General features: G+C 50.8%; 23 protein-coding genes and 1 tRNA gene. 22 read left to right on the top strand and 2 right to left on the bottom strand.

Features of this window, described 5'->3' with window-relative positions; genetic code table 11:
* Positions 1-8: 8 nt before the first annotated feature.
* Both AC07OI_RS05740 and AC07OI_RS05735 read left to right on the top strand, forming a co-directional pair.
* Positions 9-359: a RidA family protein gene (locus tag AC07OI_RS05740; protein ID WP_492702749.1), complete on the top strand. Its 351-nt coding sequence runs from the start codon at positions 9-11 to the stop codon at positions 357-359.
* 5 nt (positions 360-364) lie between these two features.
* Positions 365-2,602, top strand: coding sequence for a RelA/SpoT family protein (locus tag AC07OI_RS05735; RefSeq protein WP_492702750.1), 2,238 nt, complete (start codon positions 365-367; stop codon positions 2,600-2,602).
* A gap of 40 nt (positions 2,603-2,642) precedes the next feature.
* On the opposite strand, the gene AC07OI_RS05730 is transcribed toward AC07OI_RS05735, so the two are convergent.
* Positions 2,643-3,578 carry a cation diffusion facilitator family transporter gene (locus AC07OI_RS05730; protein ID WP_492702751.1) on the bottom strand — a complete coding sequence of 312 codons (936 nt, stop codon included), beginning with the start codon at positions 3,576-3,578 and terminating at the stop codon, positions 2,643-2,645.
* A gap of 196 nt (positions 3,579-3,774) precedes the next feature.
* Here AC07OI_RS05730 and AC07OI_RS05725 point away from each other — a divergent pair.
* From AC07OI_RS05725 to AC07OI_RS05685, 9 genes are all read left to right on the top strand, one after another.
* Positions 3,775-3,851 (top strand) — tRNA-Val (locus AC07OI_RS05725).
* 228 nt (positions 3,852-4,079) lie between these two features.
* Complete coding sequence (gene thrS / locus AC07OI_RS05720) at positions 4,080-5,987, top strand: threonine--tRNA ligase (RefSeq protein WP_492702752.1); 1,908 nt, start codon at positions 4,080-4,082, stop codon at positions 5,985-5,987.
* 70 nt (positions 5,988-6,057) lie between these two features.
* A complete protein-coding gene (gene infC, locus AC07OI_RS05715) occupies positions 6,058-6,579 on the top strand; it encodes a translation initiation factor IF-3 (RefSeq protein WP_110253943.1) in 522 nt (173 codons plus the stop codon).
* Between the two features lie 172 nt (positions 6,580-6,751).
* Entirely contained in the window at positions 6,752-6,949 is a 198-nt protein-coding gene (rpmI, locus tag AC07OI_RS05710) for a 50S ribosomal protein L35 (protein WP_110253942.1), read from the top strand.
* A gap of 28 nt (positions 6,950-6,977) precedes the next feature.
* On the top strand, positions 6,978-7,337 hold the full coding sequence (rplT, locus tag AC07OI_RS05705; protein ID WP_110253941.1) for a 50S ribosomal protein L20: 360 nt from the start codon (positions 6,978-6,980) through the stop codon (positions 7,335-7,337).
* Between the two features lie 140 nt (positions 7,338-7,477).
* On the top strand, positions 7,478-8,494 hold the full coding sequence (pheS, locus tag AC07OI_RS05700) for a phenylalanine--tRNA ligase subunit alpha (RefSeq protein ID WP_495256545.1): 1,017 nt from the start codon (positions 7,478-7,480) through the stop codon (positions 8,492-8,494).
* 74 nt (positions 8,495-8,568) lie between these two features.
* Positions 8,569-10,995 (top strand): phenylalanine--tRNA ligase subunit beta, encoded by a 2,427-nt coding sequence (gene pheT / locus AC07OI_RS05695; protein ID WP_495256544.1) that lies wholly within the window; start codon positions 8,569-8,571, stop codon positions 10,993-10,995.
* Positions 10,996-11,097: 102 nt separating this feature from the next.
* Positions 11,098-11,451, top strand: coding sequence for an integration host factor subunit alpha (locus AC07OI_RS05690; protein ID WP_456243381.1), 354 nt, complete (start codon positions 11,098-11,100; stop codon positions 11,449-11,451).
* A gap of 8 nt (positions 11,452-11,459) precedes the next feature.
* The gene (locus tag AC07OI_RS05685; RefSeq protein WP_162041789.1) at positions 11,460-11,834 is read left to right on the top strand and encodes a MerR family transcriptional regulator; all 375 of its coding nucleotides are present in this window, start codon (positions 11,460-11,462) and stop codon (positions 11,832-11,834) included.
* Positions 11,835-11,968: 134 nt separating this feature from the next.
* Here AC07OI_RS05685 and AC07OI_RS05680 read toward each other — a convergent pair whose 3' ends face one another.
* Entirely contained in the window at positions 11,969-13,960 is a 1,992-nt protein-coding gene (locus AC07OI_RS05680; protein WP_495256543.1) for a methyl-accepting chemotaxis protein, read from the bottom strand.
* A 199-nt stretch (positions 13,961-14,159) separates the two neighbouring features.
* Here AC07OI_RS05680 and AC07OI_RS05675 point away from each other — a divergent pair, with 199 nt between their 5' ends.
* The 11 genes from AC07OI_RS05675 (at position 14,160) to AC07OI_RS05625 (ending at position 26,496) form a co-directional block, all read left to right on the top strand.
* Positions 14,160-14,915 (top strand): CerR family C-terminal domain-containing protein, encoded by a 756-nt coding sequence (locus tag AC07OI_RS05675; protein ID WP_492702756.1) that lies wholly within the window; start codon positions 14,160-14,162, stop codon positions 14,913-14,915.
* A complete protein-coding gene (locus tag AC07OI_RS05670) occupies positions 14,912-16,330 on the top strand; it encodes an efflux transporter outer membrane subunit (RefSeq protein ID WP_495256542.1) in 1,419 nt (472 codons plus the stop codon). The genes AC07OI_RS05675 and AC07OI_RS05670 overlap by 4 nt, the downstream gene beginning before the upstream one ends.
* A gap of 31 nt (positions 16,331-16,361) precedes the next feature.
* Positions 16,362-17,600 carry an efflux RND transporter periplasmic adaptor subunit gene (locus AC07OI_RS05665; RefSeq protein ID WP_495256541.1) on the top strand — a complete coding sequence of 413 codons (1,239 nt, stop codon included), beginning with the start codon at positions 16,362-16,364 and terminating at the stop codon, positions 17,598-17,600.
* Positions 17,601-17,609: 9 nt separating this feature from the next.
* Positions 17,610-20,768, top strand: a complete 3,159-nt coding sequence (locus AC07OI_RS05660) for an efflux RND transporter permease subunit (protein WP_495256540.1) — start codon at positions 17,610-17,612, stop codon at positions 20,766-20,768.
* Positions 20,769-21,112: 344 nt separating this feature from the next.
* The gene (locus tag AC07OI_RS05655; RefSeq protein ID WP_495256539.1) at positions 21,113-21,850 is read left to right on the top strand and encodes a beta-ketoacyl synthase chain length factor; all 738 of its coding nucleotides are present in this window, start codon (positions 21,113-21,115) and stop codon (positions 21,848-21,850) included.
* On the top strand, positions 21,843-22,616 hold the full coding sequence (locus tag AC07OI_RS05650; protein ID WP_492702761.1) for a lysophospholipid acyltransferase family protein: 774 nt from the start codon (positions 21,843-21,845) through the stop codon (positions 22,614-22,616). Before AC07OI_RS05655 ends, AC07OI_RS05650 begins: the two co-directional genes overlap by 8 nt.
* Positions 22,609-22,863, top strand: coding sequence for a phosphopantetheine-binding protein (locus tag AC07OI_RS05645; protein WP_423002813.1), 255 nt, complete (start codon positions 22,609-22,611; stop codon positions 22,861-22,863). The genes AC07OI_RS05650 and AC07OI_RS05645 overlap by 8 nt, the downstream gene beginning before the upstream one ends.
* Positions 22,864-22,891: 28 nt before the next feature.
* Positions 22,892-23,146: an acyl carrier protein gene (locus AC07OI_RS05640; protein WP_423002811.1), complete on the top strand. Its 255-nt coding sequence runs from the start codon at positions 22,892-22,894 to the stop codon at positions 23,144-23,146.
* Positions 23,147-23,184: 38 nt separating this feature from the next.
* A complete protein-coding gene (locus tag AC07OI_RS05635) occupies positions 23,185-23,697 on the top strand; it encodes a COG4648 family protein (RefSeq protein WP_495256538.1) in 513 nt (170 codons plus the stop codon).
* The gene (locus tag AC07OI_RS05630) at positions 23,690-25,423 is read left to right on the top strand and encodes an ApeI family dehydratase (protein ID WP_495256537.1); all 1,734 of its coding nucleotides are present in this window, start codon (positions 23,690-23,692) and stop codon (positions 25,421-25,423) included. The genes AC07OI_RS05635 and AC07OI_RS05630 overlap by 8 nt, the downstream gene beginning before the upstream one ends.
* A complete protein-coding gene (locus tag AC07OI_RS05625; protein ID WP_495256536.1) occupies positions 25,417-26,496 on the top strand; it encodes a class I SAM-dependent methyltransferase in 1,080 nt (359 codons plus the stop codon). Before AC07OI_RS05630 ends, AC07OI_RS05625 begins: the two co-directional genes overlap by 7 nt.

Genomic DNA, 26,496 nt, shown 5'->3' with positions numbered 1-26,496 from the left:
AGGAAAAAATGAGTATCCAAAGATTTCACGTAGGTCCGCGTTTGTCCGAAACCGCCATTTTTAATAAAGTTGTTTATTTGGCTGGCCAAATTCCTGACGACGCCAGCCAGGATATTGCAGGGCAAACAGCGCAAGTGCTGGCCCATATCGACCGCTTGCTGGCTGAAGCCGGGAGTGACAAGACGCGCATACTTAGTTGCCAGATATTTTTGTCTGACATCAGCCTCATCAGTGGTATGAATCAGGTATGGGATGCCTGGGTTGCTCAGGGTAATACGCCACCGCGTGCAACGGTAGAAGCTAAATTGGCCAATCCGGCCTGGCTCATAGAGGTTGTTGTAACAGCTGCACAGATATAGATCATATGGTATCAATCTCGACTACAGCAACAGAAGCGGCTTTGCTTGAAGGCTTGTCCGAAGCCGATGCCGAGCGCGTCATCGCGGCGCTGGAATACGTTACCCCCTTGTATGCGAACAAGTGCGTCATCACAGAGCAAAATGCCCTGCAGTTTGTCAATGGCGTGGTGGCGACGCTGGCCATGTTGCGTACCGATGTTGATACCCGTATTGCTGCCATTCTGTTTGAATTACCAGAATTGAATCCGATCGCAGCGGAGCAGATAGAAATACGTTTTGGTAAGGAAATCGCAGATCTGGTCACAGGCATACGCCGTCTGATGAAGTTGCGTGAAGCTGCCTTGACGCAACACGATGTAGGCCGTGGTAAAGACGCTGCTGAAAAAGCCGCCAACCAGATGGAAACCCTGCGCAAGATGGTGTTGGCCATGGCCACCGACATGCGTGTGGTGCTGGTGCGTCTGGCATCCCGGGTGACCACCTTGCGTTATTTTGCAGAATGCAAACGCGAAGATGGTGCAGCCCAGCAATATGCCAGTGAAACCATGGACTTGTATGCGCCGCTGGCAAACCGCCTGGGTGTCTGGCAGCTCAAGTGGGAATTGGAAGACCTGTCCTTCCGTTTTCTCGAGCCACAACAATACAAGCGCATTGCCAAGATGCTCGAAGAAAAGCGCCTGGAACGCGAGAGCTTTGTCGTCAATGCCATAGACAGGCTGAACAAGGAATTGCAGATAGCAGGCGTCAAGGCTGAGGTATCCGGGCGCCCCAAGCATATCTACAGTATCTGGAAAAAAATGAAGGGCAAGTCAGTCAACTTTGATGAGTTGTATGACGTGCGTGCTTTCCGTGTCATCGTCGATGACATCAAGGATTGCTACACCGTCCTGGGTCTGGTTCATAATGCCTGGACACCGATACCCAAAGAGTTTGACGATTATATTTCCCGACCCAAGCCGAATGGCTATAAATCATTACATACGGTTGTGGTGGTAGAAGATGGCAGGCCGCTCGAAGTGCAGATACGCACGCGTGAAATGCATCAGTTTGCTGAATATGGCGTGGCGGCGCACTGGCGCTATAAAGAGTCGGGTGGGTCAAACTTTTCAGCGCAGGAATATGACGAAAAAATTGCCTGGCTCAGGCAATTGCTGGCATGGAAAACCGATGTCACCGATGTTGTCGTCGAACAAGAAGAGTTGCAACGTGAATGGGTAGAAAAACTCAAGGCCGCCAGCCTTGATGACAGAATTTATGTGCTGACCCCGCAAGCCCGTGTCATAGAGCTGCCTTGCAATTCCACTCCTGTGGATTTTGCCTATCACCTGCATACTGATGTTGGCCATCGTTGCCGTGGTGCGCGGGTCGATAATGTCATGGTGCCGCTGAATACACCTTTGCAAAATGGCCAGACGGTAGAGATTATCACTCTCAAGGTCGGCTCTTCTCAGGCTGGCCCGTCGCGCGACTGGCTCTCACCAGATTACTCAGCCAGCACCCGCACACGTACTAAAATCCGTGCCTGGTTCAATGCAATTGACCAGGAAGAAACTCTGTCAAATGGCCGCGCCCTGGTAGAGAAAACCTTGCAGCGCGAAGGCAAGACCGCAGTCAATCTTGAAGAACTGGCCCGCAAACTGGGTTTTGCTGATGTCAATGATCTCTTCCTCTCTGTTGGTAAAGATGAGTTCAGCCTCAGGCAAATAGAAACAGTTTTGCGTGAAAATGTTGTGGAAGTTGAGCCAGATGAAGTCAATTTCACCAATAAAAGCCGGGCATCCAGCGTTACACAAGGTGCCAAATCCGGTGTGCTGGTAGTAGGCACTGAAGGTTTGATGACACAACTCGCACGCTGCTGCAAACCAGCGCCACCTGATGACATCGTCGGCTTTGTCACACGCGGCAAGGGGGTTTCGATTCACCGTCTGAGTTGCAAAAATTTTGCAGAAATGCGCAATAAAGCGCCAGAGCGGGTGATACAAACCACTTGGGGGGATCACGGCAAGGATACGGTTTATCCCGTTGATATCTTTGTGCTGGCGCAGGACAGGCAGGGTTTGCTGCGTGATATTTCCGAAGTATTTTCCCGCGAAAAAATCAATGTGATAGGCGTCAATACCCAGAGTGCAAAGTCACAGGCGCGTATGTCGTTTACTGTGGAGATAGGTGGCACTACGCAATTGCAAAAAGCACTGACTGTGCTGCATGAAGTCAGTGGCGTGCTGGAAGTGCGCAGGAATTAAATTGTTTGCACGGGATGATATTTCATCCCGTGTTCATATTTTAATCCTGATATTCTTCACTCTCTGCGACTTCCGCTTGCAGCGTAATATGGTCAATCTTGTGCTTGCTGAGCAGCATGGCCTTGACACTTTCCAGTATGCGAGGCCAGGCACTTAGGTCTTCGATTTCCAGGTGGCCGATCAGGGCAGGGTAGCCGGGTGACATTTCCCATACATGCAAATCGTGTACAGACAGTACGCCATTGATGTCTTCCAGGTCGGTGCCGATTTGTACGTAGTCTATATGATGGGGCACACCTTCCATCAGGAAGTGGTAGGACTCCTTTAAGACCGAGAATGTGGATTTCAAAATCAGCAGGGAAACAAAAATCGATAGCAATGGATCGATTTGCATCCAGCCAGTTTTGTAAATGACGGCGCCAGAAATAATCGCGGCGATGGAACCCAGTAAATCCCCCATGACGTGAACCAGGGCAGCCTTGGTATTCACGCTTTCCTTATCATGTGACAGTACCCAGGCAACCACGATATTAATCGCCAGCCCTATACCAGCCACCAGCATGACGGTTCCGCCTTGCACAGTTTCTGGTGCAGAAAATCTTTGTATCGCTTCTTTGCATATCCATGCAATCACACACAGCATGGCCAGGCCATTTACAAAAGCTGCCAATGCCTCGGCCCGGCCAAAACCAAAAGAATTTTTTGCCGTAGGTGGGCGCTTGGCAATGATTTGCGCCAACAAAGCCAGGCCCAGTGCCGCAGCATCAGTCACCATGTGCCCTGCGTCAGAGATCAGTGCCAGGGAATTTGATATAAATCCAAATGCGACTTCGACTGCGGCAAAACTCAGGGTCAGGCCCAGTGCCCATGCGAGGATTTTTTGACTACGATTTTCGAAATAATGCCTGTGCTGTGCATCGCCACGCCGGTGGTCGTGCAGATGATCGCTGTTCTGGTGAGGGGTGTGATAGGTCATGAAGAATAGGCTGCTTGATAAACATGTGATTAGTGTAGCCGAAGGCGTGTCTATATATACTATGCGGATGGAAATCCCCTGCATTGAAATTGCGTTGCAGGAACAAGGAAATACCAGGCTCATGGGAGGGCATGGAAATATTTTGCCCGAAGGGGCTAGCAATTTTCTCAAAGTCTCTGCTATACTCTTGTTTCTTAGGCGCGTAGCTCAGCTGGTTAGAGCACTACCTTGACATGGTAGGGGTCGTTGGTTCGAGTCCAATCGTGCCTACCAAAGATTTTAAAATTATTAAAACATTATAGTTAAGAGCGAGAAAGGCATCCCTGGTTATGACACCGCGAACTACCACTAAACTGGTTTGGGAGCGACTCTAGTCGAGGATACTTTTCGTTTGAAACAAACTGAAAAAGCACGGCTAGCCGTGCTTTTTTTTCGTCTGCGTTTTTTAGACTCATCTTTTATCTCAATTATTTTTGTATTTTTTCCGCTTTGGAGAGTGACATGGTTTCAGTAAAACTTCCTGATGGTTCGCAACGACAATTCGATGCGCCGGTAACGGTGGCGCAAGTTGCTGCCAGCATCGGTGCTGGCCTGGCAAAAGCTGCTCTGGCTGGCCGCGTCAATGGCAAGCTGGTCGATACCTCGCATCTGATTGATGCTGATGCAGATCTGGCCATCGTCACTGACAAGGATGCTGATGGCCTGGAAGTGATACGTCACTCTACCGCTCACTTGCTGGCTTATGCTGTCAAGGAGTTGTATCCAGATGCGCAAGTCACTATTGGTCCAGTCATCGAGAATGGTTTTTACTATGACTTTTCCTACAAGCGTCCATTCACACCGGATGATCTGGTGGCGATAGAAAAGAAAATGGCTGAGCTGGCGAAAAAAGACGAGCCAGTTACACGCAAGGTCTTGCCACGTGATGAGGCTGTTGCCTACTTCAAATCCATAGGCGAAGCCTATAAGGCAGAGATCATAGAATCGATTCCTGCTGATCAGGATGTGTCGCTGTATACAGAAGGTAATTTCACTGACTTGTGCCGTGGCCCGCACGTGCCATCGACAGGCAAGCTGAAAGTATTCAAGCTCATGAAGTTGGCCGGTGCTTACTGGCGTGGTGACTCCAAAAACGAGATGCTGCAACGTGTCTACGGTACTGCTTTTGCCAAGAAAGAAGATCAGGAGGCTTATCTGCACATGCTGGAAGAGGCGGAAAAGCGCGATCACCGCAAACTCGGCAAGGCACTGGACTTGTTCCACTTCCAGGATGAGGCGCCTGGCCTGGTGTTTTGGCATGCCAAGGGCTGGACTATCTGGCAGCAAGTAGAGCAATACATGCGCAAGGTCTATCAGGACTGCGGCTATCAAGAGGTTAAGGGCCCGCAGATTCTGGATAAAAGCCTGTGGGGCAAGACTGGTCACTGGGAGAACTATAAAGACAATATGTTTGTCACTGAATCCGAGAGCCGTGAATATGCCTTGAAGCCGATGAATTGCCCTGGTCATGTGCAGATTTTCAATTCTGGCATGAAGAGCTATCGTGATCTGCCTTTGCGTTTTGGCGAATTCGGTCAATGCCATCGTAATGAACCTTCTGGTGCACTGCACGGCATCATGCGTGTGCGTGGTTTTACCCAGGATGATGGTCATATTTTCTGTACTGAAGAGCAAATTCAGGATGAGGTAATGGCTTTCCATCCGCAAGCGATGAAGGTGTATGAAGACTTTGGTTTTGACAAGATATTCATCAAGCTGGCCTTGCGCCCTGAAAACCGCATCGGTAGCGACGAAATCTGGGATAAGGCAGAAGCTACTCTGCGTACTGCACTGAGTTCCTGTGGCGTTGAATGGGAAGAGTTGCCGGGCGAGGGCGCTTTTTACGGTCCTAAAATTGAATATCACCTGAAAGACAGCCTGGGCCGCCCATGGCAGGTTGGTACCATGCAAGTCGACTTCTTCATGCCAGGCCGCCTGGGGGCGGAATATGTCGCAGATGACAACAGCCGCAAAGTGCCTATCATGCTGCATCGTGCGATTGTTGGCTCGATGGAGCGTTTCATCGGTATCTTGATAGAAAATCATGCTGCTGCCTTGCCTTTGTGGCTGGCACCAGTGCAGGTTTCTGTCCTGAATATCTCGGAATCGCAGGCGGAGTATTCACAATCTGTTGCAGAAATCCTGAAGAAACAAGGGTTTAGGGTAAATACTGATTTGCGTAATGAGAAAATTACCTATAAAATACGCGAGCATTCCATTCAAAAACTGCCATATATCCTCGTGATAGGCGATAAAGAGAGGGATGCCAATACAGTGGCTGTGCGTACGCGTGGCAATCTGGATCTGGGGGTAATGCCTCTGGACGCCTTTATAGCTCGTTTGAAAAACGAAGTTGAAACCAAGGTTTAACAGATTAGCAGCGACCCTGTTTTAAACAGGGCTGCATAGCCTTTTATTATTATTTTCGAAGGAAACTGCAATAGCTACTGACAAGTCACATCGCATCAACGGTGAAATTACAGCGCCAGAAGTGCGCTTATCCGGCGTTGAGAACGAGCCCTTGGGCATCGTAAAACTGGGTGAAGCCTTCCGTTTAGCGGAAGAAGCCAATGTTGATTTGGTGGAAATAGCGCCGACGGCGCAGCCGCCAGTTTGCCGTTTGATGGACTACGGCAAGTTCAAATACCAGGAGCAAAAGAAAGCTCACGAAGCCAAGCTGAAGCAAAAAGTCATTCTGGTCAAGGAAGTCAAATTCCGTCCGGGCACTGATGATGGTGATTACAATATCAAATTGCGTAATCTGACCAAGTTCCTGGATGATGGCGACAAGACTAAAATCACACTGCGTTTCCGTGGTCGTGAAATGGCGCATCAGGAAATCGGCATGCGTATGTTGGAGCGTTTGAAGGCTGATCTGGAACCGTATGGCCAGGTCGAGCAGTTTCCAAAGATGGAAGGTCGTCAGATGATCATGATTCTGGCACCTAAGAAAAAGAAATAAGTTTTTGCTTGTTTCTGGTTAGAGTTTGTGAGGCACGCATCAGCGCGCATTACGAAAGACCCACTCTTAAGGTGGGTCACAATAAGTGAGAAGTAGGCATCCAAGAGTAGCGATTGTTGCTGCCACCTACCATCATATAAAAGTGGAGCTGTCTTAAAAGACAGATAGTACTATGCCAAAAATGAAGACGAAAAGCAGCGCCAAGAAGCGCTTCCGCGTCCGTCCAGGTGGTACCGTTAAACGCGGTCAAGCTTTCAAACGTCACATCCTGACCAAGAAAACTACCAAGAACAAACGTCAATTGCGCGGTTCCGTAGGTGTTCATGACACCAATATGGTATCCGTAATGCGCATGATGCCAACCGCTTAACCTCATACTCATTATTTAAGGAGTTATTATGCCTAGAGTAAAACGTGGGGTTACAGCTCGTGCCCGTCATAAGAAAGTTCTCAACCTTGCTAAAGGTTACCGTGGTCGTCGTAGTAAGGTATTCCGTATTGCCAAGCAAGCAGTTATGCGCGCTGGTCAATATGCATACCGCGATCGCCGCAACAAGAAACGTGTATTCCGCGCTTTGTGGATCACACGTATCAATGCAGCGGCTCGCCAGCATGGCCTGACTTACAGCGTGTTTATGAACGGCCTGAAAAAAGCCGCAATTGAACTCGACCGTAAAGTACTGGCTGACATGGCTGTGACTGACAAACCAGCATTCGCTGCGATTGTTAATCAAGTCAAAGCTAACCTGGCTGCTTAATCACATTAGTGATCGCAATCAGTGAGTCGTAGTGACTGGTGAAAACCAGTTGCAAATATCAAGCGGGGCAGAGGTTGAATCCTATGCCCCGTTTTGTTTTCAGATCATTATTTCAGCTTCACAGTAAGCGGGAACAAGGCATGAACCCTTTAGATCAAATCGTCAGCCAGGCACGTGCTGATTTTCTGGCAGCAAATGATGCTGCAGCATTAGAGAACGCGAAAGCGCTTTACCTTGGTAAGAGTGGTCAGATTACAGAACAGATGAAAAGTCTGGGTAAATTGCCACCAGAGGAAAAAAAAGTACAAGGTGCAGTGATCAATGCCGCCAAAGTACAGATAGAAGAAGCCCTGACTGAAAGACGCGATGCCCTGGCGAATGTGCAAATGCAGGCGCGCCTGAATGCAGAAGCGATCGATGTCAGCTTGCCTGGCCGTGGCCGTGGCGTTGGTGGTATCCACCCCGTCATGCGTACTTGGCAGCGTGTTGAAGAAATCTTCCGTTCCATCGGTTTTGACGTGGCAGACGGCCCCGAAATCGAAACGGACTGGACCAATTTTACCGCGCTCAATAGTCCTGAAAACCATCCTGCACGTTCCATGCAGGACACCTTTTATGTCGATGGCAAAGATAGCCAGGGTAAACAATTATTGCTGCGTACCCATACCAGCCCCATGCAGGTGCGTTATGCACGCATGAACAAACCGCCGATCAAGGTCATTGCACCTGGCCGTACTTATCGCGTCGATAGCGATGCCACGCACTCCCCGATGTTCCATCAGGTTGAGGGCTTGTGGATTGCTGAAGGCATCAGCTTTGCTGACCTTAAAGGCGTGTACCTGAATTTCGTCAAAGCCTTCTTTGAGACTGACGATCTGCAAGTGCGCTTCCGCCCATCGTATTTCCCGTTCACTGAACCATCTGCCGAGATCGATATCGCCTTTGGCAGTGGCCCTTTGAAAGGCCGCTGGCTGGAAGTGTCTGGCTCTGGTCAGGTACATCCTAGCGTGGTACGTAACATGGGACTGGACCCGGAAAAATACATAGGCTTCGCCTTTGGTTCCGGTCTTGAGCGCCTGACCATGCTGCGCTATGGCGTCAATGATCTGCGCCTGTTCTACGAAGGCGATTTGCGCTTCCTGAAGCAATTCAACTAAAAGAATTACACAGCGCATCCCTGAATTTTTGAGTGGCGCATCGCGCCCTGCATCCAACATTAGACGGCTGAATTATGCAATTTTCTGAAAACTGGCTACGTACCATGGTCGATCCGAAGATGACTTCGGATGAGTTGTCCCATCTGCTCACCATGTCGGGATTGGAAGTCGAAGAGGTGGAGCCGGTTGCTCCTCCATTTAATAATGTCGTCGTCGCGGAAATCCGCGAAATCGCGAAGCATCCTGATGCTGACAAGCTCAATGTCTGTCAGGTTGATGTAGGCACCGGCAGCTTGCTTAACATAGTCTGCGGCGCACCGAATGTACGTGTAGGCATGAAAGTGCCTTGCGCCATGGTGGGCGCCATCCTGCCTCCTGGTGCAGATGGCAAGCCATTTGAAATCAAGATAGGCAAACTGCGCGGCGTTGAATCCTACGGCATGCTGTGCTCCGCCCGCGAATTGAAATTGTCGGAAGACCATGGTGGTTTGATGGACTTGCCATCTGATGCACCAGTCGGCCAGAACTTCCGTGATTACTATCAACTCAATGACCTGAAATTCACCATCAAGCTGACGCCGAACAAGGCAGATTGCCTGTCGGTACTCGGCGTGGCACGTGAAGTATCTGCTCTGACTGGCACAGCCATGCAATTGCCAGAGGTAGCCGTGCTGCCAGTGACTTTGCAAGAAACCCTGCCTGTTAAAGTCAGTGCGCCTGACCTGTGCGGTCGTTTTGCCGGCCGTGTTATCCGTGGCGTCAACGCCCGTGCGGCAACGCCAGAATGGATGAAGCAAAGACTGGAACGCAGTGGTCAGCGTCCTATTTCTGCACTGGTGGATATTTCCAACTATGTCATGCTGGAACTTGGCCGTCCTTCCCACGTGTTTGACCTGGACAAGATCCACGGTGGCCTGGAAGTGCGCTGGGGTAAGGCAGGTGAATCGCTGAAGCTCCTGAATGGCAATACCGTTGAGGTAGATGACTGGGTTGGTGTCATTTCTGATGATAAAGAAATCGAATCCCTGGCCGGTATCATGGGTGGCGATTCCACATCTGTGACGCTGGATACGCAAAACATTTATCTGGAAGCCGCTTTCTGGTGGCCGCAAGCGATACAGGGCCGTGCCCGTCGCTTCAATTTCTCTACCGATGCAGCGCATCGCTTTGAGCGTGGCGTGGACTTTGCATCCATCGTTGAACATATAGAGCGTATCAGTGCCCTGATCGTCGAAATTTGTGGTGGTAACGAGCAAGTCAAGCTGGGTCCGGTGGATGACCAGATCGTGAATCTGCCACAACGTCTGCCAGTCAAGCTGCGTACAGCGCGCGCTGTCAAAGTTATCGGCGTAGCGCTGGATGATGCCAGGATTGCTGATATTTTCACACGCCTGGGTTTGCAGTTCACCCAGCAACCAGGTGAGTTCCTGGTGACACCGCCATCTTATCGCTTCGATATAGAAATTGAAGAAGATCTGATCGAAGAAGTAGCGCGTGTTTATGGTTTTGAAAATATTCCGGCACTGCCGCCAGTAGCTGCCAATGCCATGCTGATCGCACCAGAAAATCAGCGTTCGCTGTTTGCTGTGCGTCGCCTCGTGGCTGACCAGGATTATCAAGAAGTCGTGAATTACAGCTTCGTAGAAGAGGCATGGGAAAAAGATTTTGCTGGTAATGATGCGCCAGTCAAATTGCTCAATCCTATTGCCAGCCAGATGAGCGTCATGCGTACCAGCATGATAGGCAGCCTGGTGGCGAATGCCCGTTATAACCTGAACCGCAAACTGAACCGCGTACGCATTTTTGAAATCGGTGCAGTGTATTTGCAAGATGCCAGTGTGCAGGATGGTCCGCTGGAAGTGGCTGGTTACAATCAGCCCAAGCGTTTGGCCGCACTGGCCTATGGCCCGGTAGCAGAAGAGCAGTGGGGGCAGGATACCCGCAATGTCGATTTCTTTGATATCAAGGCTGATCTGGAAGCGCTGTTTGCACCTGGCTCTTTGCGTTTCGTCAAAAATGAGCACGTCGCCCTGCATCCTGGCCGTAGTGCAAGCATAGAATTTGATGGTAAAGTGATCGGCTTTATTGGCGAATTGCACCCGCGCCTGCAGCAAAAATATGACCTGCCTTTAGCACCAGTGGTATTTGAAGTTGATGTGACAGCCTTGCAACAAGTGCAGGTGCCCTCATATCAGGAAATATCCAAGTTCCAGGCAGTCACCCGCGATTTGGCGCTAGTTGTCAAACAGACAGTTGTAGTGCAAAATCTGCTGGATGTTTTCAAACAGGAAACGCAGCAAAACGAAGCGTGTAAAATCGTGCAAGGCTTTGTTTTGTTTGATGAATATCGTGGAAAAGGTCTGGAAGCAGATGAGAAAAGTCTTGCTTTCCGCTTTAGCTTGCAAGATACTCAAAGTACGCTGCAAGACGATAAAGTGGAGGCTGCCATGCAAGCCTTGGTACAAGCTGCGAGTCAGCAATTTGCTGCCAAACTGCGTTGATCTTGTCTGTAATTGTTAGTATTAATTGAGAAGAGTTTCGAAATGAATGATGTGATTTCCGCTGAGTTCCAGTCGGTGCTGGATGCTGATTTGAATCGCGCAATGCAAGAAGCCAGGGCGCGATCACAGGCGGAAAAGGAATTACCAACCTTAACCAAGGCAGAGTTGGCCGAGCTCTTGTTTGAACATGTAGGTTTAAACAAGCGCGAAGCCAAGGACATGGTAGAAACTTTTTTTGATGAAATCCGTGATGCACTGGAAAGGGGCGAGGCCGTCAAGTTGTCCGGCTTTGGCAATTTCCAGTTGCGTGACAAGCCGCAACGTCCTGGTCGCAATCCTAAAACCGGTGAAGAAATTCCTATTACTGCACGTCGTGTCGTTACTTTCCATGCCAGCCAGAAACTCAAAGGCATGGTCGACGATGTCGGTAATCAACCTCTTGCCCATGCTGCCTGATATTTTCCATGACTGAAATCAAGATTGAGTCTTTTGTACTGCCGCCCATCCCGGCCAAGCGGTATTTTACGATAGGCGAAGTTGGTGAATTGTGTGGCGTCAAACCGCATGTCCTGCGTTATTGGGAGCAGGAATTTACCCAGCTCAAGCCAGTCAAGCGTCGCGGTAACCGTCGTTATTATCAACATCATGAAGTGTTGCTGATACGCCGTATCCGCGAATTATTATATGAGCAGGGTTTTACCATCAATGGCGCAAGAAATAAACTTAACGTCAATGGCGGTCATGCGGAGTCAGCATCCAATGAGCCAGTTGAAGAACCGGTGAATTTGCATCAGATCAGGGATGAATTGCAATCCATACTGGGTTTGTTGAAGGTTTGAATAAAATCTGAGGCATCAAACAACTGTGCTGGCAACTGCACAAACAACTGTAACACCAAAAAAAGCCACCAGCGTATTTGCCCGGTGGTTTTTTTCATGATTGCGAGATGCCGACTGATTGTTGCCGGCTCACTTTATGCCGCCAGTTTTTTCTTCTCTGGCGCAGTCAGTGTAAAACGGTCGTCTGAGTTGCTGGCGAGATGCAGGCGTTGCGCTTCTGCGACAACTACTGCCTGGGTTTTGAATACGCTCACTGCGGCACCCAGAGAAGCTGCCTGTTCTTCCAGTTTGGCAGTGGATGCACTCGCCATTTCAACCAGACGGGTATTGTCTTGCGTGATTTGATCAATATCACCTATCGCCTGATTTACGTCAGAAATTCCCACGCTTTGTTCCTGGCTGGCTTTGGCAATTTGCTTGATGAGCTCGGTGACCACTTCCACATTGTCGGCAATATTGCGCATAGTCTGGCCAGCTGTATTAATCATTTTGCTGCCAGCTTCCACGGCCTGGCCAGACGAGGCGATCAGGCCTTTAATCTCTTTGGCTGCATTGGCGCTGCGTTGTGCCAGATTGCGCACCTCTGCTGCCACTACGGCAAAGCCACGGCCCTCCTGGCCAGCCCTGGCAGCCTCAACGGCAGCATTTAAGGCCAATATATTGGTCTGGAAGGCGATGCCATCCATAACGCCGATGATCTCGGTAATTTTTCTGGAACTTGCGCTGACGGTTTGCATGGACAGGATACTGCTCTCCATGACTTCCAGACCTTGCTGCACACGTTCAGCTGAGCTATGCATGAGGCTGTTCGCCTGTGCAAGATTGCCTGCGTTTTCAGCAATGGTGGCAGTTAGTTCATCAATTGCTGTGGCTGTCTGTTGCAAGGAAGTTGCCTGGCTTTCTGTGCGGCTGGCCAGGTCAGTGTTTTCATCGTGAATTTCCCTGGCGATGACATCTACGGTTTGCGCACTCAGACGTATATTGGCAACCAGGTTACTCAGTTCCACATTCATCCTGCCGACAGCATTGATCAACTGTGCCAGTTCATCTTTGCCACGGCTGCTGACGCGGTTTTGTAAATTGCCTGCGGCAGTTTCTGCTATCGCTTTTGTCAATGTATTGAGATCCAAGGTCAATGCCTGATAAATGGCCACCAGAAGATAGCTGGCCATCAGCAAGAGCAAGATAATGCCTGCAGACATTTGCCAGGCACGCTGATTGGCCTTGTCTAGTTCATTGGCAAGATTGTTGGCGATAAGGCTGGCGATCGCCATTTTGGTCGTGGCGAGTTTGTTCAAATTATCTGTGCCTGCTTGCAGGAATGCTTCACCGCTACTTTGATTGACCGATGCCAGCACTTCATCTTGTGAGCGCTCCAGGAATTTTTTTGCCTCAGCAATGCTGGCTTGCATGTTGGTATTTGCTAAAGCGTATTCTTTGCCAGGTGCGCCCAGGTTTTGCATGTTCAATGCCAGCCCGGACAGATCGAGCTTTGCCAGCATATGCAGGGAGTTAAGCATCACATCTTCACCGGCTTCGAATAAGCCGGTGTCAATATAAGCAGCTCCGCGACCAGCGATGATGGATAACTTCTCTTCTATCTGCGGTAGGGTGTTGATATAAATGTTGACGAGCTGATGGGTTTTTAAGTCGCTATCCAGGGCCAGTTTTGAACTATTGGCAATTTCCGCAATCTCAAGTTCCAGCGAATTTGACAGCTTGGTATATTCAATAAAACTTTCTGCTGACTTGAGCTGATTTTCTCTTGCCAGCAGGGTAGCCCATAGATTTTTGACCGGACTGGTCTGATCGGTTTGTTTAAGTAATGCGTCTATCTTGCCCTGATTTTCTGTGATGCTGCTTGTCAGTTGCTTGTTGCCAAGCAGGCGCATGTGTTGCAAGGCACGCTGCTTTTGTATCAACAGACGTATCTCATTTTTTATCGCGATACTTTTGATGGCGGTTTGCTTTGCCTGGGTTTGCAATACATCTTCCCGCAGGTTTTGAAATAGCAAGGCCAGCACGACAAGCAAGGGGATTGCAAAGGCAAGGGCGACAAAACTGAGTTTGTGGGCAATTTTAAAATTGCCTAACAGGCGGATAGCAGGGGAGGTAAGCAGGGTCATTTTGAGATGCCAAATGAGTTTGTGAAAGCGGGTAAGGCGAAGCCTAAACGGACAATGTGACTATGCAGTGACAGCAGGCAACATCCTTATGATTCGCAAGGATTTGTCTATCTGGTTTGGATTGCGATTTGCTAATGACGTTTGCTTTGCTGTGGAATAGTTAAATCAAACGTTTGATTTATGTGCTAGTATGCACCGCATGAAAACATCCAGCCAGAAAAAAGCCGTAGCGCGGCACACTCAGCCAGATAGCCAGGTAGCTACACCCGACGGAAAAATATTGCGTATCGATGGTATTGAGGCGCGTACACGCCTGCTGGACACGGCCTTGATATTATTTGCAGAAAAAGGTTTTGCCAAAACCTCGATACGTGAAATTGCCAAGGCAGCCAATGTCAATATTTCTGCCATCAGTTACTATTTTTCTGATAAGGCAGGTTTGTACCGTGCGGTGTTCAATGACCCGCGCACCAATCCAAATGTCGATCCTGAGATATTTGAAGCGGATGTTGCAGACTTGCGTACTATTTTGTTGAAACTGATCTGCACCTTTACGGATTCGCTGAAGCAGGGCGAAATCATCGAGACTTGCATGAAGCTGCATTTTCGTGAAATGCTGGAACCCACAGGCCTGTGGATGGAAGAAATTGACACCGTCATCAAGCCCTCGCACCAGGGGTTTGTCAGGCTCTTGTGCCGTTATCTTGGCATCACCAAGGCAGATGATGATGTGCACAGGCTGGCGATTTCGATTACTGGCCTGGCCATTTCGCTGTTGATCAGCGGTGACGTGATACAGGCGACCAGGCCAGCATTGATCGCCAAACCCAAGGCAATTGATGCCTATGCTTCCCGCCTGGTGGACTATGCCATCGCCATGTGCGAAGACGAAAAGCGGCGCCGGCTGGTAGCAAACTCTGACACTGATAAACCAACTTCTTCGACAGCGATATGACTATACGACGTTTTATTCTTATGCCTGCCATTGCCGCCTTGCTGGCAGCATGTTCGACCACAAGCCCTCTGACATCCAGTACCGGTAGTGTGCCTGCGCAATGGCAGGCGATATTGCCCGCCGCAGAAAAAAATACTGAATTGCATAATTGGTGGCAAGCCAATGGCGATGCCAGTTTGCTGGAATTGATAGAGTCTGCCCAAAAGGTCAGCCCTAACATTGCGCAAGCCTGGTCACGCATAGAAACAGCCAGGGCAGCGAGAGTTGCCAGTGGCGCTGCACTCTTGCCCTCACTGGATGCGATTGCCAATGCGACCCGGGCAAAAAACCAGCCTGGTGTACCAGTCGCCACCACATCGCAGGCAGGTTTGCAGACAGCATGGGAAATTGATGTATTTGGCGCAAACCGCGCTGCGAACCAGGCTGCCCAGGCAGAACTGGAAGGTACGCAAGCGCTTTGGCATGATGCCAGGATATCTGTCGCGGCTGAAGTGGCGCAGCTGTATTTCTCTGTCATCAGTTGCCAGCAAACTGCCGACCTGACCTGGCAAGATGCCAAGTCACGCGCAGAAACTGCCAGGTTGACTGAACTCAGCACCCAGGCTGGTATGTCTTCCAGTGCGACATCCGCATTGGCACGCGCCAGCGCTGCTGAAGGTAATAGCCGTGCCATACAACAGGCAGCATTATGTGACCTGGATGTCAAAGCCCTGGTCGCACTTACCGCCAAGCCAGAACCAGAACTCAGGCAACTGTTGACAATTGCCCAGGCCAGTTTCAAAAACCTGCTGCCTTTGGCTGTCACCTCATTACCCGCACAATTGCTGGGGCAAAGACCAGACGTGTATGCAGCAGAGAAAGAAGTGGCGACCGCCAGTGCCCAGGTTGGTGCAGCGGAGGCGCGACGTTATCCCCGTCTGACACTCAGTGGTTCCATAGGCACCATGCGCTATGACGTTGCTGGCAGTACGACCAGGATGGATACCTGGTCTGTCGGCCCACTGGCATTGACGCTGCCCATATTCAATGGCGGCCAGACTACGGCCAATATTGAAGCAGCCAAAGCACGTTACCTGAATGCCAGCAGCAATTATCACGGCAAGGTCAGGCAAGCGGTGCGCGAGGTGGAGGAGGCACTGGTCAACCTGAATAGCACGGATGCACGCCGTCTTGATTCTGAAATCTCTGCAAAGGGCTACGATCAGGCTTTGCAGGCAACTGCCCAGCGTTACAGCAAGGGCATGGCCAGCTTGCTGGAACTGGAAGATACGCGACGCACCGCATTTGCTTCCCAGTCTGCCCTGATCGCATTGCAGCTCGAAAGAAACCGTGCCTGGATCGCACTATACCGTGCCTTGGGCGGCGGTTGGGACCTGAATGCGCAAGCTGCTGCCCAGCCCCAGACAAATTCCTGAATTTAAAAATTAAACAGAAGGCGTATCAGACATGATGAAACTCATTTCACGCAAACCATTATCCCTGAGCCTGGCTGGCATGATTGCCGTAGGCGCAGGTGGCATCTGGCTGTCGGCGACATCCAATGCTGCTGATGAACCTGCCAAGACAGCCAGTGCCTCGGCACCTGCCGCCAAGGTCAAGCCCGCCCTGACTGTCACTACGACCAAAGCCAGCAGCGGCAATCTTGTCATCAAACTGGCTGCTAATGGCAGTGTCGCAGCATGGCAAGAGGCCTTGATAGGTTCAGAAGCAACTGGCCTGCGCATACAGGAGTTGCATGCCAATATCGGTGATGTGGTGCAGCGTGGGCAGTTACTGGTCAGTTTTGCCAGTGAAACCGTGAAAGCCGATCTGGCGCTGGCACAAGCCAGTCTGGCCGAAGCGCAGGCTAATCTGGCTGACGCCGCCGCCAATGCTGAACGCACCCGCGCTCTGCAAACCAGCGGTGCACTCAGTGCCCAGCAAGTCGGTCAATACCTGACGGCAGAACAAACTGCCAAGGCCAGAGTTGAATCGGCCAAGGCAAGTGTAGAAGCCCAGCAATTACGTATGCGCCATACCCGCGTTCTTGCACCCGATAGCGGCATCATTACTGCACGTGCGGCTACCCTGGGTTCTGTCGTTGGTAATGGCGCAGAATTGTTCCGCATGATACGTCAGGGCCGCCTGGAATGGCGTGCTGAAGTAACGGCTAGTGAAATGGCAAAAATAGTGCCCGGTACTGAAGCCATTGTTACCGCACCAGGCGGCACGCAATGGAAGGGCAAGGTCAGGGTGGTGTCGCCAACAGTAGATGCACAAACCAGGATGGGCCTGGTGTATGTTGATCTGGTGCCAGATACAGCTAATGTTGCCAAACCACAGACAGCCACAGCCTCACTGGCATTCAAGCCGGGCATGTATGCCAAGGGCGAATTCGTGATGGGTAGCTCTCAGGCCCTGACCATACCTCAGCAGGCAGTGGTGGTCAGGGATGGTTTCAGCTATGCCTTCCGTCTTAATGCTGATGGCCGTGTCACGCAGATCAAAGTGCAGACCGGGCGTCGCGTTTCCAATGCACAAGGCGACCTGGTGGAAGTGGTCTCTGGTTTGAACGCTGACAGTACTATTGTTTCCAGCGGCGCAGGCTTCCTCAATGATGGCGATACGGTAAAAGTGGTGGCCGCAACCAAGCCTGCCAATGCTGCTGCAGCCAGCGCAGCCACAGTAGCTGCTGCAAAAAATTAAGGGGGTCATGTGAATTTCTCTTCCCTCTCCATTAAGAATCCCATACCGGCGATCATGCTGTTTATCTTGCTGACGCTGGCAGGGATATTGTCGTTTCGCTCCACCATAGTCCAGGATTTTCCTGATATCGAGCTGCCTATAGTCACCGTCAGCGCACCTTTGTCCGGTGCTGCACCGGCACAGCTGGAAACCGAAGTCGCCCGCAAGATAGAAGATGCGGTCGCTTCCTTGCAAGGCGTAAAAAACGTCTACACCAAGGTGCTGGATGGTAATGTTGAAGTTACTGTCGAATTCATCCTTGAAAAAGTAATCTCGGATGCGGTCAATGAAGTGCGTGATGCCGTGGCGACCGTGCGCGCCGATTTGCCTAGCGAAATGCGAGACCCTACGGTGACCAAGGCATCCACTGCGGGCCGTGTCATCATGACTTACACGGTAGAAGCTGCAGAAGATGGTAAAGACAGTAAGGTCGTTGCTGGCGAAAGCAGCAAACCAGACGCCCAGGAGCTTAGCTGGTTCGTGGACAATACTGTGGCAAAACGTTTGCGTGCCGTACCTGGTGTTGGTGCAGTCAGGCGTATGGGTGGTGTCAGCCGTGAAGTGCGGGTTGAGCTTGATACCAGCAAGATGGCCGCTTTGAACGTTGCTGCTGTTGATGTATCGCGTCGCTTGAAACTGGTGCAACAAGAGGCACCGGGTGGCCGTGGCGATGTCAGTGGTGCTGAGCAATCTGTACGTACCATCGCTACTGTCAAGACTGCGGCTGAGCTGGCAATCCTCGATATTCCATTGCCGGATGGCAGGCATATACGCCTCGATCAGGTGGCACGTGTGCTCGATACTGTCAGCGAGCCCCGTTCTGTGGCTACGCTGGATGGTAAAGCTGTAGTCGGCTTTGAAGTTTTCCGCACCAAGGGCGCCAGTGAAGTTGATGTAGCCAAAGGTTCACATGCCGCAGTGGATGAACTGCAGACTGCGCATCCGAACATGAAGTTCCATCAAGCCATTGATAATGCCCAGCCTGTAGAAGAAAACTTCGATGGCTCGATGGACTTGCTGTACGAAGGCGCCTTGCTGGCCATTCTTGTTGTCTGGTGGTTCTTGCGCGACTGGCGTGCGACGCTGGTGGCTGCGGCAGCATTGCCTTTGTCCGTAATACCTACCTTCCTCGGTCTCAAGTATTTTGGTTATACCTTGAACACGGTGACCTTGCTGTCGCTTGCACTGGTCGTGGGTGTGCTCGTCGATGATGCAATTGTTGAAATTGAAAACATCGCCCGCCATTTGCACATGGGTAAAACGCCAATGCAGGCAGCTATGGAAGCGGCAGATGAAATTGGTATGGCTGTTATCGCCACCACCTTTGCCCTGGTAGCGGTATTCTTGCCTACTGCATTCATGGGTGGTGTACCGGGATTATTCTTCAAGCAGTTTGGCTGGACGGCGGTAATTGCGATCCTGGCGTCATTGGTCGTGGCGCGTTTGCTGACGCCCATGATGGCTGCTTACATCATGAAGGCACCCAAGCCAGGTAAAGCTGGCGAACATGATGGTGTGCATGGTCAAAAAGACGGCTGGATCATGACGCATTACATGAAAACCATGCAATGGTGTCTGCATCATCGACTGATTACCATGATAGCCGCAACGGTATTTTTTATTTCCTCGATAGCTTTGGTCGGTTTGCTGCCAACTGGTTTTGTGCCTTCAGCAGACCGTGCACAAACACAGGTCAATATAGAGTTGCCACCGGGTAGCACACTGGCAGAAACCCGCTCAGTTGCCGAGCAGGCACGTGTCGCCATCATGAAGAACAAGGAGATTATCAATGTCTTCAGTTCTATCGGCGGCGGTTCCAGTGGCGATGCATTTGCCCCGGGTGCCGCAGCAGAAGCAAGACGTGCAGTCTTGACAGTGACAGCAGTGCACAGGAATAAGCGCAAGGATTCGATTGCCGATATTGATGCCAAAATCCGTACTGAGGTGGCGGACATTTCAGGTGCCAGATTCACGGTAGGCCCGCCGGATACTGGCGTCAAAATGCAACTGGTTTTGCAAAGCGAAGACCCGTTGGCATTGCTGGAAGCGGCACAAAAAGTCGAGAGGGAATTGCGCACGCTGAAAGGTGTAGGGAATGTCAGTTCCAGTGCATCGCTGGTACGTCCTGAGATCATTGTTCGCCCTGATATGGCAAGAGCCGCTGACCTGGGTGTGACTGCTTCTGCCATAGGTGAAACAGTGCGTGTGGCAACTGCCGGTGATTATGATCAGGCCTTGCCCAAGCTGAATCTGTCACAACGTCAGGTACCTATCCGCGTCAAGTTACCTGATAGCTTCAGGGCTGACCTGGCCGAGATAGAACGCCTGACAGTACCCGGCAAGAATGGACCCGTCATGCTGGGCAGTGTCGCCAGCGTCAGCATGGAGTCCGGCCCGGCGCAGATAGACAGGCTGAATCGCAAACGCAATGTGACTCTGGATGTAGAACTGGGTAACCGTCAGCTCGGTGAAGTCAATGAAGAAGCACGCGCCTTGCCAAGCATGAAAAACCTGCCGCCATCAGTCAGCATTGCTGAACTTGGCGATGCACAGGAGATGCAAGCCCTGTTCGCCAGTTTTGGTATCGCCATGCTGATCGGTGTGCTGTGCATCTATGGTGTGCTGGTTCTGTTGTTCAAGGACTTCTTGCAGCCGGTGACTATCCTGGCGGCTCTGCCTTTGAGTATTGGTGGTGCATTCGTCGCTTTGCTTGTGACTGGTCGCGCTTTGTCCATGCCATCCATGATAGGTCTGATCATGCTCATGGGTATCGTCACCAAGAACTCGATCTTGCTGGTTGATTATGCGGTGCTGGCAAGAGAGGCTGGCATGAGCCGTTTTGATGCCCTGGTTGATGCCTGTCACAAGCGCAGCCGCCCCATCATCATGACCACCATCGCCATGGGTGCGGGCATGATGCCATTGGCGCTGGGTTGGGGAGCTGACCCCAGCTTCCGTTCACCGATGGCGATTGCGGTAATCGGTGGTTTGATTACTTCAACCTTGCTGAGTCTGTTAGTGGTGCCGGCAGTGTTCACTTATGTTGATGACTTTGAGCACTTACTTGGGAGGATCAGGCGCAAATTATCTGGCAAGTCCGCAAGTCAGCTTGCAACGGATACTCATTAAGATTTTATGGAGCTCCACTTTGTTTGCGATCCTGTGAGCTTGTAGAAAATGTATCGGAATAAAAACCCCCGCAACATGAAAGTGTTGCGGGGGTTTTGTCGTTTGTACATTGGCAACGACTCGCATATTTCCAAAACATCAGATATCGCATCGTTTGCCTGACACTATTTTTCCTTTGAGAAACAAAGGCTTGAATTAAAAAACAACTCCATTGATCTTGCGATATATCAGATTGTGGACTCTATTCATGCTTTGCTATAATGCGTCCCTCATTTGTTACAAATTGTATAGGGCAACACTTATATGAGCAGTGACATGCTAAAAATGGATGAAAAAATATAATAATGCGTGTTCATGGTGTTCGTTTCTCAATTGATAACTTTGCCGCCTGGGCTCCTGGTGTCACGACCAGGGATGCGTGGAAGGAATGGGCTATATCACCATTTCCTCTGACTGGTGATGCTGAGCCTGGTGTTGCAATAATGCCAGCGATGTTGCGCAGACGTGCCGGTTTTCTTGGGAAAATGGCACTGGAAGTTGCATATCAGTGCCTGAATGGGCAGACTAATGTTCCCACGGTATTTTGTTCCCGTCATGGTGAGGTGGCACGCGCTGTTGATTTATTGACAGAGCTGATGCAGGATGCATCAGTATCACCGACTGGCTTTGGTCTGGCTGTGCACAATGCCAGCGCAGGTTTGTTTTCTATTGCGCGCAAGGATCAAGCCAATCATATCGCCCTGGCGGGTGGAAAAAATACAGTGGAACATGCAGTCATTGAAGCATGTGGCTTATTGGCAGATGGCGCGCCCATGGTGATGCTGGTGGCTTATGATAATATTTTGCCATCTGTTTTTGCATCATTTCAAGACTGTGATGAGCAGCCTTACGCCTGGGCCTGGTTGATGGTGCCAGCGCGGGAAGACGCTATTCATCTGAAATGGGATGAAGTTGAAGAACAGGAAATAAACGCCAATGACATGTCTGGCGGCCTGGAAGTGTTGCGTTTTTTAATCGGAGAGCAAGCGCAGATGCAGCGTATAGTCGGTAAGCGACGCTGGTTGTGGTCGCGCCATGTTTGACAAGCTTGACCGTTGCTGGCGGGTGTTGGCCACTGGCATCAGTTTTCTGACGTTTGGCATAGGCGGTTTATTGTTGCGGGTTCTGGTGTTTCCGGCTTTGTATGTGCTGGTATGGCAACAGCAAAAGCGTACCAAGGCAGCGCGCCACATCATACGTCTGACGTTTCGTGGTTTTGTCGGCCTGATGCGACTGCTTGGTGTCTTGCGCTATGAGATCACTGGTCTGGACAGGCTGGAGCGTGGTGGCTTGCTGATACTGGCAAATCATCCTACCCTGATTGATACGGTTTTTTTGATGGCCTTTGTCAAGAATGCAGATTGCATCGTCAAAAGCCATTTATGGAATAACCCCTTTACCCGCGGCCCAGTAAGGGCTGCTGGTTACATCAGTAATGAGCAGGGGACAGAATTACTGGAGGCCTGTATAGCTTCCTTGCAGGCCGGCAATAATTTGATTGTGTTCCCTGAAGGGACGCGTACTCCCGCTGATGGTGTCATATGCATGAAGCGTGGTGCAGCGAATATTGCTGTACGTGGGGTCTGTGCGGTAACACCGGTAGTGATACGTTGCGACCCGCCAACTTTGGGCAAGGGTGAGAAATGGTGGCATGTACCAGAACGTTTTGCGCAGTTCAGAATAGCAGTTAAAGAGGATATTCCGATCCAGCATTTTATTGGTGCTGGCCAGTCGGATGTCATGGCAGCCCGTCATTTGACGGATCATCTGCAGCATTATTTTACCGAGGAAAATCAACGTCATGCTTGAGCAAGAAGTAAAAGAATTAATTATCGAAGTGTTGCAACTGGAAGATATCACAGCTGCTGACATTGATAGCGATGCCCCCTTGTTTGTAGAAGGCCTGGGTTTGGATTCTATCGACGCGCTCGAACTGGGCGTGGCCTTGCAAAAGCGCTACGGTATTTCGCTGTCAGCTGATTCCGAAGATACGCGTCGCCACTTTGCATCGGTGAACGCATTGGCTGCATTAATTGCTGCAAATAGAAAGAAGTAAGGAGTCTGTAATGGTAGTGGTAAGTGAAATGAGCAGAGACGAGCTCTATGTTTGGGTGGTGGACCTGCTGGCTGAAATGTTTGAGCTGGATAAATCGGCTTTGACGATGGAATCCAATCTGTATGCCGATTTGGACATTGATAGCATTGATGCGGTCGACCTGGCAGTCAAGCTCAAACAAATGACAGGCATGCGCTTGCAACCCGAAGTATTTAAAAAAATACGCACCATTGGTGACGTGATTGATGCCCTGCTCAATCTGCAGGCGGAGCAGTCAACATAGTTCGCGCAATCCTGACCGTTGTTGCGGTCATACTTACTGTGCTTTATCCACTCGTCATCTGGTTTGGCCAGGGGCAGGTGGAACCACGCTGGCTGGCTGCCTTATTGCTATTGGCAGCGGCGACCCGATTGCCGACATTCAAGGTCAGCCGTGTAGCGCGTTGGTCCATGTTATGCGCCTTGCTGCTGGCTGGCTGCGCTGTGTGGGCCAATGCATTATTGCCCCTTAAATTGTATCCGGTATTGGTGAATGGCGTATTGCTGGCTGTTTTTTCATATAGCCTGGCAGTGCCGCCGTCCATGGTGGAGCGATTCGCACGCCTGCGCGAACCTGAATTACCTGACGTGGCAATCGCCTACACACGCCGTGTGACGCAAGTCTGGTGCGTGTTTTTCGTCGTCAACGGGAGCATCGCTTTTGCTACGGCCATGTGGGCTTCGCCCGCTATCTGGTCACTGTATACCGGCGTGATTGCCTATATCCTCATGGGGCTGTTATTCGCCATCGAATACATGGTGCGCCTGCGCTTTAAACGAATTCATCATGTCTGATTTTTCTCCCGATCCCTGCCTTGCGCTGGCAGCTCGTCCCGGCCACGCCATCATGGGCTGGAATGCCAAGGGTGCAGTATCGCATAGCGACTTCTTGCAGCGCATAGGTGCATGGAGTGCTGCAGTCCGTAGTACGGCAGGAACACAACTGGCCTTGTATCTCGAAGACAGCCTGGAGTTTTCTGCTGCCTTGCTGGCTGCCTGGCTGGAAAATAAAACGGTATGGCTGACAGCCGATACCTTGCCTGCCACATGTCTTGCATTGTCCAAATCTGTGGATGCGTTTCTGGGCGAGTTCCCAGAAGAATATCAACCGGTAAAAGGGGCAACTGATGCCGTGCCTGTGATGTTGAAAGCACTCGACCCCGATTTCAAAGGCCTGGTCGTGCACACTTCAGGCAGTACCGGACAGCCGCAGGCCATACCCAAAAAACTGTCGCAACTGATGAGTGAAGTTGCTAGCCTGGAGCAGGTATTTGGGCAGCGTCTTGGCAATGCCGAGATTGTTTCTACCGTATCGCATCAACATATTTATGGCTTGCTGTTCAAGGTCTTGTGGCCTACATCAGCAGGCCGCGTTATTCATGCCTTGAGCGTAAACTTTCCTGAGCAACTGGCGCAAATATTGGCGCAGCGTGAATGCGCCTTGATTGCCAGTCCAGCTCATCTGAAACGACTGCCAGAGCATCTGGACTGGCAGGCTGGCAAGCAAAGATTGCGCGCCATCTTTTCATCCGGTGGTCCGCTGGCTGCAGAGACTGCATATGCAGTTGGCGATATGCTCGGGCAAGTGCCTTTTGAAGTCTATGGCAGTTCTGAAACCGGCGGCGTCGCCTGGCGTCAGCGCAAACCGGGCGCAATCGAAAGCTGGGAGGTTTTACCCAAGGTCGATTTGCGTATAGCAGAAGAAGATTTACTGGAAGTGCGTTCGCCGCACCTGGGCCAAACAGACTGGTTGCGCCTGGCTGACAAGGCGCAATTGACAGATAACGGTCGTTTGCTATTGCAGGGACGTAGTGACCGTATCGTCAAAATCGAAGAAAAACGTATTTCTCTCGATGCCATCGAACAGGCTTTATTGGCCTCTGATCTGGTCAGTGAAGCCAGGGTGATCGCGGATCATGAAGTGTCTGGACAAAGACAAAAACTGTCTGCCTTTATCGTGACGACTGAACATGGCCGTCAACAACTGGCGCTGGAAGGGAAGAGGGCGTTCAACCTGCGCATGCGTGCAATATTGAGCGAACTGGTGGAAGCGATTGCCTTGCCACGTCGCTGGCGTTATCTGGATCAAATGCCAGTCAATGCACAGGGCAAGACTACAATCACACAATTGCATGCCTTGCTGGATGAAGCGGGTGATCCGCGCCCACGTTTGCCACAAATACGTCTGCTGGAACAAGCACCAGAAAAAGTCTTGTTTGAGCTGATCGTACCAGCAACTCTGTTTTATTTTGATGGACATTTTTCGGTGGCACCTGTGCTGCCTGGGGTAGTGCAACTCGATTGGGTCATCAAATATGCCCGCGAGTATTTTGCATTGCCGCCCATATTCAAGTCTGTTCATGCGCTGAAGTTCCAGCATGTGATCCATCCTGAAGTGCCAGTCATGCTGGAGTTGGTACATGAGGTAGTAAAAGACAGTCTGCAATTCCGTTATTTTTCTGAGGCCGGGCAACATGCCGGTGGTCGTATTATTTTCGCTAATGAAAAGCCCGCATGCTAGATAAGAAATTTTCTCCTGAACGCCAATCCGCTTTTGCCGCTCGTTTTGAAGCGCAAAAGATTGCCTTTGGTCCTGTCGTTTTCCAATGTGTACGCTATGCCTGGAAGCGCGGCATGTTGCAGACACTTGCCGATGCCGGAGGCACAGGTCTGACTATTGCCGATATGGCAGCCACAGGCAAGTGGACTGAATATGTATTGAAGGTCGTACTGGAAACCTGTCTTTCATCGGGCGTGGTGTATCTGAGTGCCGGTTCTTATGTGCTCGACAAGGCTGGCTATTGTGTGCTGACTGATTCCATCACCCAGGTCAATCTCGATTTCAATCACGATGTCTGTTACGAAGGTTTGTTCAAGCTTGACGAGTCACTGGATAATGAAAAACCCCTGGGCCTGAGCGCCTTGGGTAACTGGCCCACGCTGTATCAGGGTCTGTCGCAGTTGCCAGAACCGGCGAAGACCAGTTGGTTTGCTTTCGACCATCATTATTCTGATACTTCTTTCCCCAGCATCTTGCCTGACGTGTTTGCAACAGCACCACGCAAGCTGATGGATATAGGTGCTAACACTGGCAAATTCAGTTGTGCAGCGCTGGCCTACAATCCTGCTGTAGAAATGCATCTGGTGGATTTGCCACGTCAGTTGTCGGTGGCGGAAGAAAATCTGAAAACCGCAGGTGTGCGTGAGCGCGCCCATTTCCACTCTATCGATTTGCTGGACAATGAAGCTGCCTTGCCTGATGGCATGGACATGATCTGGATGAGCCAGTTCCTCAGCTGTTTTTCAGAGTCTGCTATTGCCAGTATCCTGCAACGCGCTGCCAAAGCGCTGGCCCCTAACGGGCAATTGCTGATCATGGACACCTTCTGGGACAGGCAGCGTTATGATATCGCCGCATTTTGCCTCATCAATACTTCACCTTATTTCACGGCCATGGCCAGTGGTAACAGCAAGATTTATGAGAGCGGTGATTATGTGCGCCTGGCAGAAGCCGCTGGCCTGCAATTGATCACGACCCGCGACGATATCGGCTATTGCCATTCCCTGTTGCGTTTTGCGAGGGTGGAGAAGTAA

Source organism: Undibacterium sp. GW821-FHT07F11, from assembly GCF_059418665.1.
This window is presented reverse-complemented; position numbering and strand designations above follow the sequence as displayed.